General features: G+C 66.6%; 16 protein-coding genes and 1 other RNA gene. 9 read left to right on the forward strand and 8 right to left on the reverse strand.

What is annotated here, in order from left to right; translation table 11 throughout:
- Nucleotides 1–599 precede the first annotated feature (599 nt).
- The 7 genes from ftsE (at nucleotide 600) to ACWF4Z_RS04120 (ending at nucleotide 6,983) form a co-directional block, all read left to right on the forward strand.
- A complete protein-coding gene (gene ftsE, locus ACWF4Z_RS04090) occupies nucleotides 600–1,289 on the forward strand; it encodes a cell division ATP-binding protein FtsE (protein WP_130444829.1) in 690 nt (229 codons plus the stop codon).
- Between the two features lie 98 nt (nucleotides 1,290–1,387).
- Nucleotides 1,388–2,299, forward strand: a complete 912-nt coding sequence (ftsX, locus tag ACWF4Z_RS04095) for a permease-like cell division protein FtsX (protein WP_452241452.1) — start codon at nucleotides 1,388–1,390, stop codon at nucleotides 2,297–2,299.
- Nucleotides 2,300–2,509: 210 nt separating this feature from the next.
- Nucleotides 2,510–3,820, forward strand: a complete 1,311-nt coding sequence (locus tag ACWF4Z_RS04100; protein WP_452241453.1) for a peptidoglycan DD-metalloendopeptidase family protein — start codon at nucleotides 2,510–2,512, stop codon at nucleotides 3,818–3,820.
- A gap of 20 nt (nucleotides 3,821–3,840) precedes the next feature.
- Nucleotides 3,841–4,314 carry an SsrA-binding protein SmpB gene (smpB, locus tag ACWF4Z_RS04105; RefSeq protein WP_452241454.1) on the forward strand — a complete coding sequence of 158 codons (474 nt, stop codon included), beginning with the start codon at nucleotides 3,841–3,843 and terminating at the stop codon, nucleotides 4,312–4,314.
- Between the two features lie 400 nt (nucleotides 4,315–4,714).
- Entirely contained in the window at nucleotides 4,715–5,275 is a 561-nt protein-coding gene (locus ACWF4Z_RS04110; protein ID WP_452241455.1) for a DUF4870 domain-containing protein, read from the forward strand.
- Between the two features lie 125 nt (nucleotides 5,276–5,400).
- Nucleotides 5,401–5,776, forward strand: a transfer-messenger RNA (tmRNA) gene (ssrA, locus tag ACWF4Z_RS04115).
- 631 nt (nucleotides 5,777–6,407) lie between these two features.
- A complete protein-coding gene (locus ACWF4Z_RS04120; protein ID WP_452241456.1) occupies nucleotides 6,408–6,983 on the forward strand; it encodes a dihydrofolate reductase family protein in 576 nt (191 codons plus the stop codon).
- 59 nt (nucleotides 6,984–7,042) lie between these two features.
- Here the strand turns inward: ACWF4Z_RS04120 and ACWF4Z_RS04125 are convergent, their stop codons facing one another.
- The 4 genes from ACWF4Z_RS04125 to ACWF4Z_RS04140 all read right to left on the reverse strand — a co-directional run bounded on the left by ACWF4Z_RS04125 (nucleotide 7,043) and on the right by ACWF4Z_RS04140 (nucleotide 10,285).
- A complete protein-coding gene (locus tag ACWF4Z_RS04125; RefSeq protein ID WP_452241457.1) occupies nucleotides 7,043–7,219 on the reverse strand; it encodes a hypothetical protein in 177 nt (58 codons plus the stop codon).
- 167 nt (nucleotides 7,220–7,386) lie between these two features.
- Nucleotides 7,387–8,772, reverse strand: coding sequence for a mercuric reductase (locus ACWF4Z_RS04130; RefSeq protein WP_452241458.1), 1,386 nt, complete (start codon nucleotides 8,770–8,772; stop codon nucleotides 7,387–7,389).
- Nucleotides 8,773–8,891: 119 nt separating this feature from the next.
- Nucleotides 8,892–9,479, reverse strand: a complete 588-nt coding sequence (locus ACWF4Z_RS04135; protein WP_452241459.1) for a dihydrofolate reductase family protein — start codon at nucleotides 9,477–9,479, stop codon at nucleotides 8,892–8,894.
- Nucleotides 9,476–10,285: a metalloregulator ArsR/SmtB family transcription factor gene (locus tag ACWF4Z_RS04140; RefSeq protein WP_452241460.1), complete on the reverse strand. Its 810-nt coding sequence runs from the start codon at nucleotides 10,283–10,285 to the stop codon at nucleotides 9,476–9,478. Before ACWF4Z_RS04140 ends, ACWF4Z_RS04135 begins: the two co-directional genes overlap by 4 nt.
- Nucleotides 10,286–10,435: 150 nt before the next feature.
- Between ACWF4Z_RS04140 and ACWF4Z_RS04145 the strand changes: the two genes are divergently transcribed.
- Nucleotides 10,436–11,278: an alpha/beta fold hydrolase gene (locus tag ACWF4Z_RS04145; RefSeq protein ID WP_452241461.1), complete on the forward strand. Its 843-nt coding sequence runs from the start codon at nucleotides 10,436–10,438 to the stop codon at nucleotides 11,276–11,278.
- 162 nt (nucleotides 11,279–11,440) lie between these two features.
- Here the strand turns inward: ACWF4Z_RS04145 and ACWF4Z_RS04150 are convergent, their stop codons facing one another.
- The 3 genes from ACWF4Z_RS04150 to ACWF4Z_RS04160 all read right to left on the reverse strand — a co-directional run bounded on the left by ACWF4Z_RS04150 (nucleotide 11,441) and on the right by ACWF4Z_RS04160 (nucleotide 14,679).
- Entirely contained in the window at nucleotides 11,441–12,640 is a 1,200-nt protein-coding gene (locus ACWF4Z_RS04150; RefSeq protein ID WP_452241462.1) for an epoxide hydrolase family protein, read from the reverse strand.
- 7 nt (nucleotides 12,641–12,647) lie between these two features.
- The gene (locus tag ACWF4Z_RS04155; RefSeq protein ID WP_452241463.1) at nucleotides 12,648–13,076 is read right to left on the reverse strand and encodes a MarR family winged helix-turn-helix transcriptional regulator; all 429 of its coding nucleotides are present in this window, start codon (nucleotides 13,074–13,076) and stop codon (nucleotides 12,648–12,650) included.
- 82 nt (nucleotides 13,077–13,158) lie between these two features.
- Entirely contained in the window at nucleotides 13,159–14,679 is a 1,521-nt protein-coding gene (locus ACWF4Z_RS04160; protein WP_452241464.1) for an FHA domain-containing protein, read from the reverse strand.
- A gap of 402 nt (nucleotides 14,680–15,081) precedes the next feature.
- On the opposite strand from ACWF4Z_RS04160, the gene ACWF4Z_RS04165 reads away from it, so the two are divergent.
- Nucleotides 15,082–17,397 carry a M4 family metallopeptidase gene (locus ACWF4Z_RS04165; RefSeq protein WP_452241465.1) on the forward strand — a complete coding sequence of 772 codons (2,316 nt, stop codon included), beginning with the start codon at nucleotides 15,082–15,084 and terminating at the stop codon, nucleotides 17,395–17,397.
- Nucleotides 17,398–17,459: 62 nt separating this feature from the next.
- Here ACWF4Z_RS04165 and ACWF4Z_RS04170 read toward each other — a convergent pair whose 3' ends face one another.
- Nucleotides 17,460–18,656, reverse strand: coding sequence for a hypothetical protein (locus ACWF4Z_RS04170; RefSeq protein ID WP_452241466.1), 1,197 nt, complete (start codon nucleotides 18,654–18,656; stop codon nucleotides 17,460–17,462).
- Nucleotides 18,657–18,725: the final 69 nt, after the last annotated feature.

Raw genomic sequence — 18,725 nt, forward strand, 5'->3', positions numbered from 1 at the left:
GCGGGCTGGAGTCTTTCCGGAGATAAATCTGCGGATAGCGACCAGGAAGTTCCGGAAAGACGGCGGCGGTCGTGGGCGGCGGCGGCCGTGGTGGGCGCATCGAGTCGTGGCTAGTGGTTCGGGCCGGGTTTTCGAGTCGTGGATATCGGCGAATCTCGCGGCCGATTCCTGACCCGGATCCACGACTCGACATCCCGGGCGGGCACCGACCAGCACACTCCCGCAGCCGAAACCGCCACAACCAACCTCCCCGGGCACCCGGCTTTTGGTCGGCGGCGGGTGGAATGCTCTCCTTCGTAGCATCTCCAACCGGTCAGCACCACGGAAATGGGATGACGCGTCCGAGTGCCGGGGGTGTCCCCCAGCCCGCCGGCTGAGCTGTGGATAACTTCACCGGCGGAGTGGTGGATCCGGATACGCTCAAGCAGGAAAGTACAGGGCGGGCGGGGCGCCGCATCGAGTATCGGACTATCGGCAGGTCTGGTCGGCGGCACGCCCGGGACCACCTAGACTGATCGACGGCCGCTTCGGTGGCGTACGGTGCACTTCGTGGTTACCGTCGCGTCGCTCCCTGTTCCCGACCACGGCCGGATGAATCCGTGATCCGCTTCGAGAATGTCTCCAAGACGTACGAGGGCCAGTCCAAGGCCGCTCTGCTGAACGTCAACGTCGAGATCGAGAAAGGCGAGTTCGTCTTCCTGGTCGGCACCTCCGGGTCCGGCAAGTCGACGTTCCTTCGTCTGGTCCTGCGTGAGCACCGGACGACCAGAGGTCACATCATGGTCGCCGGCAAGGATCTGAACCGGCTGGCGAGCTGGCGGATCCCGCAGATGCGCCGCCAGATCGGAACCGTGTTCCAGGACTTCCGGCTGCTGCCGAACAAGACCGTCGCGGAGAACGTGGCGTTCGCGTTGCAGGTGATCGGCAAGCCGCGCTCGCACATCCGCAAGACCGTGCCCGAGGTGCTCGAGCTGGTCGGCCTGGACGGCAAGGAAGACCGGATGCCGGACGAGCTGTCCGGCGGCGAGCAGCAGCGGGTCGCGATCGCCCGCGCGTTCGTGAACCGGCCGATGATCCTGATCGCCGACGAGCCGACCGGAAACCTCGACCCGGGCACGTCGGTCGGCATCATGAAGCTGCTGGATCGGATCAACAGAACCGGCACGACCGTCGTGATGGCCACCCACGACGTGTCGATCGTCGACCAGATGCGCAAGCGCGTGATCGAGCTGGAGAACGGTCATGTCGTCCGCGACGAGTCGCGCGGCGTCTACGGCTACCAGCACTGACCGGCCGCCTGACACCGGGCTGACTGCCTGACAAGGGCTGACCTGCCTGACAAGGGCTGACCTGCCTGACAAGGGCTGACACAGGGACTGACTGAAGAATGCGCTTGAACTACATCCTCTCCGACCTCGGGATCGGGCTGAAGCGGAACCTCTCGATGACGATCGCGGTCGTCGTCACCATCTGGGTCTCGCTGTCGTTGTTCGGCAGCGCGCTGCTCGCCCGCGAGCAGGTCGACCTGATGAAGGGGAACTGGTACGACAAGATCCAGATCTCGGTCTTCCTCTGCAACAAGGACTCCATCAGCACGGGGTGCTCGCACGCCGAGGTGACGCCGGCGCAGAAGGCCACGATCCAGGACGTGATCGCGAAGAACCCCGACACCGCGCCCGACGGCGTGTTCTCGGAGTCGAAGCAGGAAGCCTTCGATTCGTTCAAGAAGCTGTACAAGAACTCGCCGATCGTCAGCACTGTCACCGTGGACCAGATGCAGGAGTCCTTCCGGGTCAAACTGAAGGATCCACAGCAGTTCCAGAACCTGCTCAGCCAGGTCCGCGGCCTGAAGGGTGTCGATGCCGTCCAGGACCTCCGTGAGTACCTGGATCCGTTGTTCAAGGCACTCAACGGCTTGCAAGTCGGCGCGCTGGTCGCCGCCGGCCTGCTGCTGGTCGCGGCGCTGATGCAGATCTCGAACACGATCCGCTTGGCGGCGTACGCGCGGAGACGGGAGATCGGCATCATGCGCCTGGTCGGCGCGTCGAACTTCTACATCCAGTTACCGTTCCTGCTCGAGGCGGTGCTGGCTGCCCTGATCGGTGCGGTCTTTGCCTGCGGCACCTTGTGGCTCGGCGTCTACTTCCTGGTGATCAAGCGGGCCCAGGACACGTTCCGGGTCTGGCACTGGATCGGCGCCACCGAAACGTTCCGGGCCACGCTGATCATGGTCGTGGTCGGTTTGGTGCTCGCCGTGGTCCCGACATTCGTGACAACGCGGAAATACCTCAAAGTCTGACCCGGGTGACTTATCGTGCTGTATCAGGAGTCACAGCCGTAACTCCTGCACCGCACGACAACTGAACCCAGAGCAAGGGGTCGACCTGTGGTCCCGCACTTCCCCGGTGCGAACTCGCGCAAGCGGGGGAGCATCCAGCGAGACGACAGCACCGGCACCACCGCTACGCCCTGCCCGCGATCGAGCACCAGAGGGTCAGGTCGGCAGACGGTGATCGCTGCTTGCTGCCTTGTCCTGTCCCTGTCCGCCGGAGTCCTGGCGGCGGTACCGTCTGCCCAGGCGGACCCGCCCGATCCAGCCGCCAAGAAGAAACAACTCGACTCGCAGATCACGCAGTCCAAGAGTGATCTCGCCGAGGCGTCCGACCAGCTCGGCAAATCTGTCTCGGCGTACAACCAGGCCGAGGTGAAATACCAGGCCGTCCAGGTCCGGTACGCCGCCGCACAAGGCAAACTCGTCGCCGCGAAGGCCGCCGATCTGGTGGCCGCGAGCAAGCTTGCCGGCGCCGAAGAAGCATTACGGACCGCCGCCGCGCAGGTCGCGGAGGGCGAGCGGCTGATCGCGGAGAAGCGTGCCGTGGCCGGTACCGCCGTACGGTCGGCGTACCAGCAGCAGAACAGCCTGGTCGGGTTGTCGATCGTGCTGAACGGCGCCACGCCGGCCGATATCGCGACCAGCCGGCAGGTGCAGCGCAACGTGTTCGGGATCCAGAGCACCGCGATCACCAACCTGAACAACGCGCAGGCCCAGCTCGCGAGCAAGCGGGCCCAGATGGCCGCGGCCGAGAAGGCCGCCGCCGAGGCGCGAGCGGAGTCGGCGCGAACGGTTCAGCAGGTCACCGAGCTGGCCAAGCAGGTCGCTGCCGACAAGGCCGAGGCGGCCGCGGTCGCCAAGGTGAAGCTCGTCGCGTTCAAGGCCGCCGAGAAGGAGAAGAACACCGAGCTCGCGCAGTACAACTCGCTCCTCGCCGAGCGCGACCGGGTCCAGCAGATCCTGGTCGCGCGGGCTCGCGCCGAGAAGGAGGAAGCGGCCCGCCGCAAGGCCGCTCGCGAGAAGGCCGAACGGGAGAAGGCTCGCAAGGAGGGTCGCCCGGCGCGCGACGTACCGGATGAACCGAGCGAGAACGACGGCCGCCTGAGCAAGCCGATCGACACCTACATCACGTCGCCGTACGGGATGCGTTTCCACCCGATCCTGCATTACTGGAAGCTGCACGACGGCACCGACTTCGGCGCCGGCTGCGGTACGCCGATCCGCGCGGCCGCCAGCGGGGTGGTCACGGACAAGTACTACAACGGCGGGTACGGCAACCGTCTGTTCGTGTCACACGGAGTGATCGATGGTCACTCGATCACCACCGTCTACAACCACCTGTCGAAGTACAAGGCCCGCGTCGGCGAACGCGTTTCCCGCGGCGAGATCATCGGGTACGTCGGAACCACCGGGTACTCCACCGGCTGTCACCTGCATTTCATGGTCTACCAGGACGGCAATGTCGTTAACCCGATGAAGTGGTTATAGCTGTCTGAGATACTGGTGGGATGGTGAAACAGACCGGCCAGCAGAAGCCGATCGCGCAGAATCGGAAGGCGCGACACGACTACCACATCGAGGACGTGGTGGAGGCCGGCCTGGTGCTGACGGGGACCGAGGTGAAGTCCCTGCGCCTGGGCCGGGCCTCCCTTGTCGACGCGTTCGCCGCGGTCCGTGGGAACGAGCTGTGGCTGCAGGGGATGCACATCCCCGAGTACACGCACGGCACCTGGACCAACCACGAGCCCCGACGCGCCCGCAAACTGCTGCTGCACAAGGACGAGATGCAGAAGCTGATCCGGGCGGTCGAGCAGCAGGGTGTATCGCTGATCCCGCTGTCGCTGTACTTCAAGGACGGATATGTGAAGGTCGAGCTCGCGACCGGCCGAGGCAAGAAGGACTACGACAAACGCCACGCCCTAGCCGAACGCCAAGCCAACCGAGAAGCCCAGCGCGCCCTCTCCGACCGCACCCGCCACTGACTTGCGGACCTGTGCCACTCATCAACCTGACGGCCATGCCCCTGCCGCGCTCGATCCCGCCGGTGGACGGCCCGTGGGCCGTGGTTGATGAGTGGCACAAGTCCGCGGCACAGAGCTCCAGGCCATCACAATCCACTGGCCTGCCCGATTTCACGCGGAGCGCCTGCTGTCGGTGGCGATTGTGATGGCCTGGAGAACCGCGAGGACCTCGGAGTCCACCCGCGGCTGAGCCCAGGGGCTGTGGATAACCCGTCGGCGGACTAATGAAGGCGGATACGCTCAAGCAGGAAGAGACAGGGGCGGGGCGGGCGGGGGCCCGGAGGGTGGGTGGGGGTTGGTCAGGGGTGGTTGGGGGCTGAACCCGATGGGGTGACGGGGCGGGTGCACGCAGAGTGGGGGTATGTCCACTTCAGACCTGCTGGTGACGCCGGCCCAACGGGACCGCGCCGTAGAAATCCTCCAAGAAATGTACGCCGACGGCCGGCTGGAGCATGTCGAGTTCGACACCCGGCTGGAACTCGCGCTGAAGGCCCGGACCCGGAGCGAGCTGAACAGCACGTTCAACGGACTCGTTTCCCGGCCGGTCCCGACGTACGCGCCGGCCGCCTTCACCCGACCGGCGCCGCTGCAGCGGTACGACGCCAACGGCCGCGGCATGGGGACCATCGCGCACTGGCTCGGGTACCCGACGTTCTTCGTCGGCCCGGCGATCGTGGTCGCGACGGCCGGCCAGAAGAACCCTGCCGTCCGCAAGCACGCGGTCGAGGCGCTGAACTTCCAGTTGAGCGCGGCGGGCGCGTTCGCGCTGCTGGGGATCATCACCGGGGCGACCCAGGGATTCACCGGATTCCTGTTTCCGCTGCTGGGCATCCTGTGGTTCGTCCTGACCGGTATCGGCGGGCTCGCCACCGCGGTCGGTTCGAACTTCCGCTACCCCTTCACGCTCCGCCTGATCAAGTAGGGCTCGGGGGCGTCGGGCGGTGGTCCAGCCGGGCTGAGGGAATGTCGGGTGCGGTCGAGCCGTTGGACTTGATAGTGTGGATCTTCCACCACCCCTCGGGGCGGTGGGGGTTTGACAACTCAACAGGGGGTGAACGGTTTCGACTTTGGACGTTAGTCTGAAGAGAAGCGGGCCGAGGATCCAGGGTTATCTCGTAAACGATCTCTGGAAACCAATAAGTGCCAAAACACAGCGCACTAACTTCGCTCTCGCCGCCTGACGGCCTGAGGTAAACGAAGGGTCAGCCCGGGGATGCTTCCGACCCGGTTCCTGGCCTCAGCTAGGGAGCTTGCTTTGTTAGCCCGGTCACGGGGCTGACACGGGACATTTACAGTGACTGAGCCTGTCAGCAACCTTGTCTGTGGGAGTGCTGGGGCCGAGAAAAGCGACTAACAGACTGCGCCCGGAGAAGACTTGAGGCAACGCTGAAGGACGCGGGTTCGATTCCCGCCACCTCCACGAAGGCGATGGGTGGACTGTGCCGACGGAAAGCGTCGGCCGGTTCGCCTTCGTCGTTTGTGCGGCTGCGCTTCGCTTGCCGCGAGCGGGGGCTCCGCCACCCGCGCCCCTTGCGCCTTCGCTTCGCTCGGCGGCTGTGGCCGGCCGCCGCGGTCGGGTTTGCCGTCGCTTCGCTTGGCTGTCGTGGCTGGCCGCCGCGGTTGGGTTTGGCCGTCGCTTCGCTTGGCTGTGGTGGTTGGGCACCCTGGTCGGGTTGGCCGTCGCTTCGCTCGGCTGCTGTGGCCGCCCGCCGTGGTCGGGCTTCGCCGTCGCTTCGCTTGACTGTTGTGGTTGGGCACCCTGGTGCTGGACTGAGCCCGTGCGCCCACGGGCCTTTGACTCGTTGGTGCTCTTGGTTGGCGTGGGTCGGGCGGCTTCGGTTGCTGATGGCCAGACGGTTGTTGCGATGGTCGGGGAACTGCTGGTTGTCGCGACCTAGCTGCGTGGGTCTGGTGTTCTTTGGGCGGGCGGATGTGGGGAGACGGGGTGGTGAAGTCGGTTTGACGGCGGGGGGAAATACGGTGGCGGCCTCCGGCTGGTGCTGAGGAATGCCTTGGACCTGCCGGTCGATGCTGTCACTACCGGGAGGTTGGGAATGCGGAAGCTTGTTGCCGCGATGAAGATGTCGGTCGACGGGAAGATCGAGGGGCCGGAAGGGATCGCGGACTGGGTCGAGTCCTGGTCCGACGACTACGGATTGACCTCGCAGATCGATACCTGTCTGCTCGGGGGAGGCATGTACCCGGGCTACGAGCAGTACTGGACTGCTATCCAGGATGCACCGGACGCGCTCCACCCTCTGACAGGCAAGGTGCCGACGCGGGCCGAGGTCGAGTGGGGTCGGTTTGCCGCGCAAACTCCCCACTACGTGCTGTCCAACAAGTTGACCTCGGCACAGTGGCCGAAGACGCGCTTCATCCGCGGACTCGACGAGGTCAAAGTGCTCAAGGACCAGGCGGGGCTGGACATTTACCTCATGGGCGGCCCAGTCGTTACGGCGAGCCTCGTGGATGCCGGACTGGTCGACGAGCTCCGCCTGATCGTCTACCCGTTGGTCGCCGGTGACGGCAGGGCACTCTTCGCGACGACGGACCAACGTCACGGACTTGAGCTGCAGAACGTCGAACAGCTCTCGGACGGCCGCGTGAGTCTCGTCTACGGGATCGCCTGACTGCTGTCCCGCACAGCCGGCACCCGATCGATTGTGACCGGGCGCCGGCTTCTTCTTGATCAGTCCACTCTGACGGGTCCGGTGCGGGGTGCCGTCGCGCGTCGCGATCTGCTGAAGAGGCGGCGGGCGCGCGGCTTTCGTCGTACCTGCTCGTCGGTGTGCTGGTCGGATTCGGGGTCGAGCTTGCGCAGCTCCTGCAGGCTGAATGCGACCAGCAGGTAGTTGTGGTAGTTCATGAGTAAGCCTTTTGTCGTTGGGCCGCCCAACGTTTGCGGGCGTGCGGAAGCGCCGATGCTGCAGACTCGGTCAATGACCGGGCAGCATCCGGCGGGCCTCAACGATTCGGGTTGCTCATGGCATCGAGTCTCGCGACCGGAGACCCAACAGTCAAAGGGATTTCAGGTCAGGCAGCTGGTTGCGCGAAGAGGGTGTTGAGGCCTTCGGCCAGCAGCGGGTGGGTGAAGATCGCGGTCGCCAGGGTGGTGTAGGGAAGGTTGCCCAGCATCGCTATCTGGATCATCGTCATGATCTCGCCGCCCTCGGTGCCGATGACCGCGCAGCCTAAGATCTGGCCGGATTCGGCGTCGATGACGGCCTTCATGAAGCCTCGGGATTCACCGGTTTCGAGGGCGCGGATGACGGCGTTCATCGGGAGTTTGGCGACGCGGATCGAGCGGCCTTGGGCTCGGGCTTCGCGTTCGGTGAGGCCGGCTCGACCCAGCTGGGGATCGATGAAGACGGCGTACGGGACGACGCGGTCGCGAGTGCTGGCCTTCTCGTGCGTGATGAGGTTGGCGCGCAGGATGCGGTAGTCGTCGTTCGAGAGGTGCGTGAACGCCGGGCCGCCCTTGATATCGCCCATCGCGTACACGCCGGGGACGCTGGTCTCCAGGTACTCGTCGACCTGGACGAACCCGCGTTCGTCGAGCACGATCCCAGCCGCATCAGGCGTGAGCGCGTCCGTGTTGGGGACGCGGCCGATCGCCGACAACACGTGCGACCCCTCGAGCTGCTGATCACCATCTTCCGTGCGGACAGTCAACCGGATGCCGTCACCGGCCTGCTCGACCCGCAGCGGTACGGCGGACGTCAGCACGCTGATGCCGTCCTCGCGCAGGATGGTCGCCACCTCGTCCGAGACGTCCTCGTCCTCGGCCATCATCAACCGGGCCGCACTCTGGACGATCGTGACCTCGCTACCGAATCGGCGGAACATCTGCCCGAACTCCAGCCCGATGTAGCCCCCACCAAGCACGATCAGATGCTCCGGCAGTTCGTCCAACTCCATGATCGACGTCGAATCGAGCACCGGTACGACGTCCGCCCCGGGAATCGCCAGCGGCTTGGGCCGAGTCCCGGCGTCGATGATGATCGTCTCGGCGCTGATCCGCCGCGTTCCGCCGTTCGTCAACGCGATCTCGACCGTCTTCGGCCCGATGAACCGCGCCTCGCCCTCGATCAGCTCCAGGCCGTCCTGCGCCAACCGACTCGCGTAGTTCTCCCGAGCGCCGGCAACCATCGCCCGCTTCCGCTCCCGCACCGCCGCCAGATCAACCGACACCGGCCCAGTACGTACGCCGTACTCCGCACCACGCCGAGCCTGGTAAGCAACCCGAGCACTGGCAACCATCGTCTTCGTCGGCGTACATCCGGTATTAACGCAAACCCCACCCAGCGCCCCGCGCTCCACCAGCCCCACCCGCAGCCCCGCCTGAGCCAACTCCACAGGCAAAAACCGCCCACCCTGACTGGTCCCAATGACGATCGCGTCGTACTGCCCCTCGACCATTGCGTCTCCCACGATCTTCTGGACCACGAACCCTTCGAGACCACGACTATCGCACCGGAGCCACAGGTGTGAATCCCGTCCGCGCTAACGGATCCCTGACGCTTCGGGCCGCGTTCTGGTCAGCGGGTGCGGTCGTAGATGAGGGCCAGTTCGCCTAGTTTGCCGGCTTCTTGGTAGGCGGGGGTCCATTTGGTGGCGGGGAGGCCGTCTATGAAGAGGTGGTGGCCGGTGCCGGTGATTTCGGGGGTGATGAGGAGGTAGAGGCGGTCCAGGAGGTTGGCGGCGAGGAGGGGCTTGATGATGCTGGCGCTGCTGTTGACGAGGATGTCTCCGCCGGGTGTGGATTTCAGGTCGGTGATGACGTCGGTGACGGGTGCGTTGACGATGCGGGTGTGGTCCCAGGGTGCATCGGTGAGGGTGGTGGAGAAGACGATCTTGTCGGTGTCGCGCAGCCACTTGGCGTAGCCGCGGTCGCGTGGGTCGGCCGCGGGGTCGTCGGCGATCGAGGGCCAGAAGCCCAGGAAACCTTCGGCATTGACTCGTCCGAGGACTGCTGTGGTGGCGTCGGCCCAAATGCGGCTCAGGTGGTCGCGGGCGACGTCGGTGGTCGCGTACGGGACGATCGCGCCGAGATCGTTGGCGCCGCCGGGACCGTTGTAGCGGCCGTCGAGGGTGAGGCTGAGGTTGGCGGTGACCTTGCGTGTCATGACGGTACATCCCTTGTTTTGTTGGTGATACGAGCGGTGAGATTGTCGAGGACCTGACCCCAGCCGGTCTCGATGCCGGCGATGTACGGGACGGCTTCGACGGTGGTTTCGGTGATTCGTAGTTCCAGTCGGAGCCGGGTGCCGCCTGGGCCGGTGGTGAGGCTCAGGTCGTAATGGCCGGTGAATGAGCCTGGTGTGCCCAGGACGGACAAGTCGAAGACGAGGTGTTCGGACTCCGTTGCCGAGTGGACCCGGCCCCTTGAGTGATAGCGGCGGCCGTCGTTGTCGGCGTACGCGAGGACGACGCGACCGCCGGGCTTGGGTTCGACGAGGCAGTCGGTGATCGTCATCGACGGTGGCGCCCACCAGGACGCGAGCAGGGCCGGCTCGACCCAGTGCCGCCAGACGACCTTCGGCGGTACGGCGAGGACTCGCTCGAACACGAAGGTCCGTCCGTCGGCCCAGCGCTCCCGGTCCGCGGTCGCGGATTCGGTCTCGATGGCGGCGCGGTAGCGGGCGATGACGTCGCGTTCGTCCGCGTGAGCTTCGGCGGCCGTCACCAGCTCGGCCAGCCGGTTGCCGAGTGATTTGAGCGGCTCGGTCTCGATCGCGTAGACGCGACGCTGGCCGAGGGGGAAGACCGTGACGAGGCCGGCGCGGGCGAGGGTCTGCAGGTGCTTGGTGGTCTGTGGCTGGCGCAGGCCGGTGAGTTCGGCCAGTTCGCCGACGGACCGCGGGCGCTCGGCCAGCAGCTCCACGATGCGCCAGCGAGCGTCGTCTCCCAGGGCTGAGGCGATCACGTTCATGGCAGAAGTATTCACGTGCCGGAATATTCCCGTCAATGACTATTTCGGAATCGGGCAGAAGTTCGGCTCCTGATCGGTTGTGCCAGAGAGGTGCCAGTTGGGTGCCAGCGGGGCCGGGGATGGTGGGGCCACGGAGAAGGGGGTCGTGGGATGGGCGGAACTACTTGGCGACGTGAAGTCGTCACAGCGGGTGTCTCAGCGGGTATCGAGGTGTTGAGTCGTGGCGCCGGGCCAGGGGTCGTGGTGATTCCGGGGACCAATCAGCGGGCTCACCAGTACGAAGGTCTGGCCCGCGGGCTCTCGGGCGCCCATGCGGTCCACGTGGTCGAGCGGCGGGGCCGCGGCGCGAGTAGCGCGCGAGGATCGTCGTACGGCGTGGAGTCCGAGGTCGACGATGTTGTGGCGGTCATGGAGCACACCGGCGCGCGGATGGTGTTCGGGCACGGGTACGGCGGGTTGGTGGCGCTGCACGTGGGTCTGCGCTGGCCGGTCGACGCTCTGATCGCATACGAGCCGACGGTGAGTGTCGACGGGTCGTTCGATGCTTCGTGGTTGACGTCGTTCACCCGGCAGTTGGGGGAAGGGCGACCGGCGGCCGCGATGGCGACGTACCTGAAGGGGACGGAGTCGGCCGGACGGTTGCTGTGGGCAACGGCGTTGCGGATGGTTCGCCGGCACGAGGCGCGTGAGCTGCTCCCGACGGTGCCGGACGAGGTCGCGGAGATCGCGCGGCTGGACTCCGACGCCGGCCGGTACGGCGAGATCGCGTCACGGACCCTTCTTCTCGGCGGCGAGCAGTCGCCCGCGCAGCTGACCGGCGTACTCCCGACGCTCGCCCGCATCGTGCCCACCGCCGACTACGCGATCCTGCCGGGTCTCGATCACCACGCGCCCGACCAGAACGCACCGGACACGATCGCGCAGCAGATCCGCCTCCACCTGGTCCGCGAAGAGCGCCGAGCCCATAGCATGCCCCACGGGACCGTGTCGTAGGCCGAGGTACTCGGTGCCGGAGCGGGAGTGGAGTGACGTGCCGCGGGCGGCTTGGCGGGGAGCTGTGCCTGAGAATGCGCAGGTGCGTGCGGTGTTCGCTTTGATCAACCAGGTTTGGTATACGCCGCGGCGGCTTCGTGTGCGGATTGCGGAGCTTGAGGGTCAGCGGTAGGGGCGGAAGGTGCGGCGGAGGTCGTGGGTCCACTCGGTGGGGAGTTCCCAGGGGATGAAATGGCCGCCGGTGGGGTGCGCGGTCAGGTTGACGTGGTTGTACCAGGCGGCGCGGTCGCCGGCGAGGAAGTTCGCGATGCGTTCCTCGGGGGTGTGGACACCGGGTGGGTCCTCGTGGCCGACGAACGTGATCCCGGTCGGCGCCTCGATCACCGGCGTACGGTCGTGTGAGGGTGTCCACGGGTAGCGGTTGTTGTTGGAGTACGTGCGGATCGAGGTGTCGATCGCGTTGCCGGCCCAGTAGATCGTCGCGTGGGTGAGCAGGTCGTCGTCGCTGAACGCCTTGTCGCTCCCGGACCACTTGAGCCAGCGCTCGAGCATCCACGCGAGCATGCCTGCCGGTGAGTCGGCGAGGCCGAATCCGAGCGTGCTGGGATCCAGTACGTGGGTCGCCAGGTGGGAGGCGAAGCGGTGTTCGAGCTCGACGATCCGATCGTGGATCACCGGCGGAAGATTCGGCGGGATGGGGTTGCCGCCGCTCAGGTCCCAACCGCGGTCGCCGTTGAACATGGTCAGCTTCAGTCCCGAACCGATGTGGATCGCGTAAAGCTCATCGGCGTACTTGTGCCCGAGCTGGCCGGTCACCAGTGCGCCGACGTCGCAGCCGCCCCCGGCATACCGGTCGAATCCGAGCACGCCGGTCATCAGTTCGTGCCAGACGTCGGCGATCTTCCAGAAGTTCATGTCCGGCTGCTTCGTGAGCGGTGTGGAGAATCCGAAGCCAGGCAACGACGGCACGATCACGTCGAACGCGTCGGCCGGGTCCCCGCCGTACGACGCCGGGTCCGCGAGCTGGTCGATCACCTTCGACCAGTGCCAGAACGTCCACGGCCAGCCGTGGCTGAGGATCAGCGGGATCGGATTCGGCCCGACGCCTTGTTTGCGCAGGAAGTGCACGGGCACGCCGTTGACGTCGAGCTTGTAGTGGTCGTAGGCGTTGATCGCGCGTTCGGCGGCGCGCCAGTCGTAGCCGTCGGCCCAGTACTCGACGAGGGCTTGCAGCTGGGTACGACGTACGCCGTAGTAGCCGTCCTCGTTACCCACGTCGAGCGGCCACTTGGTGGCGGTGAGCCGACGGCGGAGGTCGTCGAGGACCTCATCGGGTACGTGGATGGGGGTCGGGGTCAGCATGCGGACCTCACGTTTCGTCGGCGGCGAGCTCGGTCAGCCGGGTGAGTACTTGGACGGAGCCCGCGAGTACGGCGCGCTCCTCGGGGGTGAGCTGGTCGACCAGAGCGGTCAGTTTCGCGATCCGGTTGGCGTGGCGGGAGCTGACGATCTGCCGGCCGGTGCGGGTCAGCGAGATGAGCATCGCGCGGCCGTCGTCAGGGTCGGGGCGGCGCTCAAGGAGGCCGTCCTGCTCGAGCTTGGTGACCAGGCTGGTGAGCGCTGGTTGCTTGAGCTGCTCGGTCGCGAGCAGGTCGGTCAAGCGGAGCGGGCCCTTGCGGGACAGGGTGTGCAGCACCGACAGCGTGGAGAAGTTGAACCGCCGGACCGACGGCAACCGGATGAAGATCGTGTTGAAGTCCTCGATCACCGTGGTCAGGCGGTCGACGTCCAGGGGCATGCCGGAAACTATATCAATTTTCGATGTAAGTTGCGACGAGCTGCACGCTTCGTTGCCGACGGCGCGTAGTTGAACCGTGGGTTCAGTTGGTGAGGGTGAGGTTGGGGATGGCCAGCGTCGTGGTGCCGGACTTCAGGGTGAGGGTGGCGGATTTGGCGCTGTCGGGGAGGTGGCCCTTGAAGGTGATCGTGCCGTGGGCGCTGGCCTTGGGGGCGACTTTGCCGGGCCAGTCGCTGCGGGACGGATCGGCGCGCAGTGGTGTTCCGTTGGCGGCTGCGAGGGTGACAGCGCTGGTGAGGGGGAGGGTTGCCGGCTGCTCACCGGCGTTCGTCATCTCGATCTCGACGCGCGTGAAATGGCCTGTGTACGTGACGTTCTCGACGGTGAGGGTGAAGCCGGCGCCGGTCGCCGCGACGGGTTTGATCAGGCGGTCCTGGCCGGATTCGTTGCCGGTGAGGTAGCCGCCGACGTACTCGACACCTGCCGTCAGGGCGAAGCCGCCGACGCCCACGCCGGCCAGTACGACGATGATCGCGATCACGATCGAGACGTCGAACCGGCCGGGGGCGCGGGTGTTCGGTCCGGCGGCGTCCATGAGGGCGACGATCATCGCCGTGATCAGCGCGACCGCCGGCGGGACTAGCCAGCGGAGCGCGCCGCCGGGACCGTCGGCGAAGAACGTGATGATCAGGTTGATCACCAGGCCCAGCAGGATGATGGCGCCGGCGACGATCAGTACGCGGGGGAGGCGGACTGTGCCGACCTCCTCGTCCTCGTCGTCGGTCCGGCCTCGGACGGGGTGCTGGTGTTGGGTCGGGTCTGGCCAGCTGGCTGACTCGTTCCAGTCGGGTTGGGGCTGGAGGATCTGCGCGGGCTGGGACGAGCGCCAGGCTTCTTCGTCTGCCTGCTCGTCCGCGAACAACGGGAAGTTGCTGGGGGCATCTACTCGCGGCGGAATGTCCGGTGGGGCGGGCGGAGCGGACGTCTCCAGCGAGTCCACCTCCCCGATCGTGAACTCACTCTGGCCTGGTACGACGTCGTCGCCGAACGGGATCGGCTCGGCGGCTGCTGGGGCGAACGGGCTGTCGGGTTCCGGGGCAACCGGGGCCGACTCCGCTGAATCATCTGACCAGGTGGACTCGGGCTGCGCGTGCCGCCCAGCGGAGTGCGCGGGCTGCTCAGCCGGAGGAGCTGTATCAGCTGGAGTGCGCGGGGGTGGGCTGGCTGGGGGTGCGGGCGGCTCGTCCAGCGTGCCGGGGGACGAGAGGGGTCCTGGGGTGGAGAGGGCGGAGGTGGGGCCGGGGGGTGGTGTGGTGGGGTTGTGGAAGGTTAGGACTGAGCGGCCGATGTGGATTTGGTCGTTGTTGGTGAGGGGGGTGGGGGCGGCCAGGCGGCGGCCGTTGAGGCCGGTGCCGTTGCGGGACTCGTCGTGGAGGGTCCAGGTGTCGCCGGTGCGGCTCAGGCGGGCGTGGATCCGGGAGATCTGGTCGTCGGACGGTAGCCGAACGTCGGCGTTCGAGGCGCGGCCGATCGTGATCGTGTCGCTCCCGGCCGGCAGCGTCCAGCGCTGCGAACCGAGCGACAGCGCGAATTCGGTCTCCACTCACACCCCAGCCGGCCGGCCTACCCGTCGGCGTGATTCTGCCACCCACACCTGGTCCAGGCCACCCGCCGATCCTCCACCGTGACCAACCCCGCACCCCACACCCCCGGCGCCGCATGCCGTGGGGTGATCTGTCCACCGCGGGGTGAGGTTTGTCAGCTCTTAGTAGCAATGACAACGCGATCAGTTGTCTGAGTCGTGCCAACGGCAGGGCAGTGCCTTGCTCGGGGGTTGACGCGGGCATAGTGTCCGTCCGCGCGATTCATCGGGATTCGATGGAAACGGAGGATTTTCGCAGGAATCCGGTGAATAGGCCGAAGGTCGTGGCGGATGTGGTGCACCGCAGGCGGCCCGGCGAGACGCGAACCCGCCCAGCACCATCTCCCTGAAGGGACCACACCAATGGTCTTGTTTCAGCGTTCCCGAAAGACCGCCGTCGTCGTTGCGGTAACCAGCCTCACGGCAGCGGCTCTGGCCGGACTCGGCACCTCAGCGGCCGGTGCCGCGCCGAGTGCGGCACCACCTCCCCGGCCCACGCAGGCGCAGTCGAAGGCGTTCGCCGCCCAGGCTGCCTCCACACTGGTCGCGAACCGGCCGACGGCCCTGCATGCCGGCAAGAACGACCAGTTCGTCGCCAAGCCGGTCATCTCCGAGCCGTCCGGTCTGCAGTACGTCCCGTACGAGCGTTCGTACAAGGGACTCCCGGTCATCGGCGGGGACTTCGTCGTGGTCACTGACTCCGACGGTGCCGTGAAGTCCACCTCGGTCGCCCAGACCTCCGCCGTACCCGAACTGTCGACCACTGCCAAGGTGACCGCCGCGGCCGCCAAGGCAACCGCGACCAAGCAACTGAAGAAGGTCGACTCCTCCACCACGCCGACACTGGCGGTCTACGCCCTCAACGGCACGCCGAAGCTGGCGTGGCAGTCCCGGGTCACCGGCCGCAGCGCCAGCGAGCCGTCCAGCCTGAGCGTGTACGTCGACGCCCAGAGCGGCAAGGTGCTCGGTACCCAGGAGCACGTGATGGCCGGCAACGGTACGGCGGTCTACAGCGGACCGAACCCGCTCCACCTGGACACCGCGCTGTCCGGCAGCACGTACTCGATGAAAGACCCGACCATCACCAACCTGTCCTGCCAGGACGCGGCGAACAACACCACGTTCTCCGGTCCGGACGACAACTGGGGTAACGGCGTTGCCACCAGCCGTGAGACCGGCTGCGTCGATGCTCTGTTCGCTGCGCAGACCGAGAAGCACATGCTGACCGACTGGCTCGGTCGCAACGGCATGGACGGCAACGGCGGCGCCTGGCCGATCCGCGTCGGCCTGAACGACCAGAACGCGTACTACGACGGCACGCAGGTCCAGATCGGCAAGAACACCGCCGGCGGCTGGATCGGTTCGATCGACGTCCTGGCGCACGAGATGGGCCACGGCATCGACGACCACACCCCAGGCGGTATCTCCGGCAGCGGCACCCAGGAGTTCGTCGCCGACACGTTCGGTGCGAGCACCGAGTGGTACAGCAACCAGGGCTCGGCGTACGACCCGCCGGACTTCCTGGTCGGCGAGGAGGTCAACCTGGTCGGCAGCGGTCCGATCCGGAACATGTACAACCCGTCGGCGCTGGGGGACCCGAACTGCTACTCGAGCTCGATCCCGGGTGGCGAGGTGCACGCGTCGGCCGGACCGGGCAACCACTGGTTCTACTTGGTGGCCGAGGGCACCAACCCGACCAACGGGCAGCCCACCAGCACGACCTGCAACAGCTCGACGGTGACAGGTCTCGGGGTTCAGAAGGCCATCACGATCATGTACAACGCGATGCTGATGAAGACCAGCAGCAGCTCGTACCTGAAGTACCGGACCTGGACGCTCACCGCGGCCAAGAACCTGTACCCGGGTAGCTGCACCGAGTTCAACACCGTCAAGGCGGCGTGGGACGCGGTCAGCGTTCCGGCGCAGGCGGGCGACCCGACCTGCAGCACCAGCGGCGGCGTGACGGTCACCAACCCGGGTAACAAGACCGGCACGGTCGGTACGGCGATCTCTCCGTTCACGATCACCGCGTCCGGCGGCACCGCGCCGTACACCTGGTCCGCGTCCGGTCTGCCGGCCGGGATCACGATCGGTTCCTCCACCGGGACCGTGTCCGGTACCCCGACCGCCTCCGGCACCTTCAACGTCACCGCGACGGCGACCGCGAGTGCCGGTGGATCCGGCAGCACGTCGTTCACGATCACGGTGAGCGGCGGCGGTGGCAGCTGCTCCGGCCAGAAGCTCGGCAACCCGGGCTTCGAGACCGGTACGGCGACGCCGTGGACGGCCTCGGCCGGAGTGGTCGACAACGACACCACCCAGCCCGCCCACGGCGGCACCTGGAAGGCGTGGTTGGACGGTTACGGCTCGACCCACACCGACACGCTGAGCCAGTCGGTCGCGATTCCGGCGGGCTGCTCGGCGACGCTCTCCTTCTACCTGCACATCGATTCTGCGGAGACCACCACGACTACGCAGTACGACAAGCTGACGGTGAAGGCGGGCTCGACCACACTGGCGACGTACTCGAACCTGAACAAGGCGAGCGGCTACTCGCTCAAGTCGTTCAACGTCTCGTCGTTCGCCGGCCAGACGGTGTCGATCAGCTTCAGCGGCACCGAGGACAGCTCCCTGCAGACCTCGTTCGTCATCGACGACACAGGCCTCAACCTGAGCTGAGCTAGCAACCTGAAAGATCCGGCCGCCGCACCCCATCCAGGGGTACGGCGGCCGGATCGCCTTCAGTTCAAGGTCATTCGCGGCTCACCGTTCACCAGGCCGGTGCCCGCGATGGTGCAGGTGCCGCCGCGGTTTTGGGTGTAGGTCTGGCGGAGGCAGGAGCGGAGGGCGAGCTGGGCCCAGTAGTTGGGGTGGATGGATTCCTGGATGTAGTAGTTGGAGCCGATCGTGGTGACCGTGCGGATCTGGTTGATCCATTCGGTCTTGTCGACGGCGGCCGGCTGGGTCCAGGAGGTCAGGCCGACTTCTTCGTACAGGCCGACGGTGTTCTCGCACAGACGCCCGCCGTTGAAGGCGGACTGCAGTTCGAGCAGGCGGGTGTTGGTCAGGCCGGACTGGCCGATCGCGGCGCGGACGGTGGTGTTGATGGTGAGGAGTGCGGTGCTGTTCGCCCAGTCGGCGTCGGCGTTCCAGAAGCCGCAGCCGCCGACGCTCTGCCGGGTGTAACCGCTCTGCCCGTACCGGAATCCGCTGCCGGCCGGGATCGGTGACGGGTAGGTCTGCACGACCAGGGTCCACGCGGTGTCGGCGTACCCGGCGTTACGCATGGCGGTGCGGACGTTCTGGAACGCGGTTGCGATCTTGGCGCGTACGGCGGTGACGTTGGCGGCCGTGAAATTGCTGACCACCGACGAGTCGTCCTTGCAGTAGTCGGGGAACCACGACGGCGACAGCAGGAAGTCCTGCACGCATTGGGTCACGATCGCGGCGAAGTTGAAGTCGTTGCCGCCGATCGAGACGGCCACCTGCTTGACGTTGTGGCCGGTCGCGAACTGCTGCAGCAGCTTCGCCTGACCGAGGTGTCCGGCGCCGTCGTCGTAGAAGTCGATGCCAGGCTTGAAGTCGTCGCCGGTGGCAGTCGTCGTGCGGGCGCCGGAGCAGGCCAGGTTCAGCCCGCCGATCCCGCCGCCGAGGTAGGCCTCTGCCGATCGGCTGCGGTGGCAGTTCGGGATCTGTTCGGCGGTACCGCTCGCGTTGTCGTGATACGCGTGCGCACCGAGCGCGTCGGCCGGCGCCTCGGAGTTGTTCGAGCTGCCGGCCCAGCGGCCGGCCTCGCCGGAGATGTAGGAGTCGCCGAGGGTGACGACGTACGGCGGCCCCGATCCTGGACCGTCGGCCTGGGCAGGCGTCGCGACCAGGCCGAAGGCGGTCAAGGGGAGGAGGAGCAGAAGGGACAGTGAAAGGGGCGGAGTTTTCACCGGAGGGCCTCTCTTGCCGGAGTTCGATGATCAAACTGATCACCGTCGGCAGGGATACTTCCCGGTAAC

This window comes from Kribbella sp. NPDC055071, from assembly GCF_053608045.1.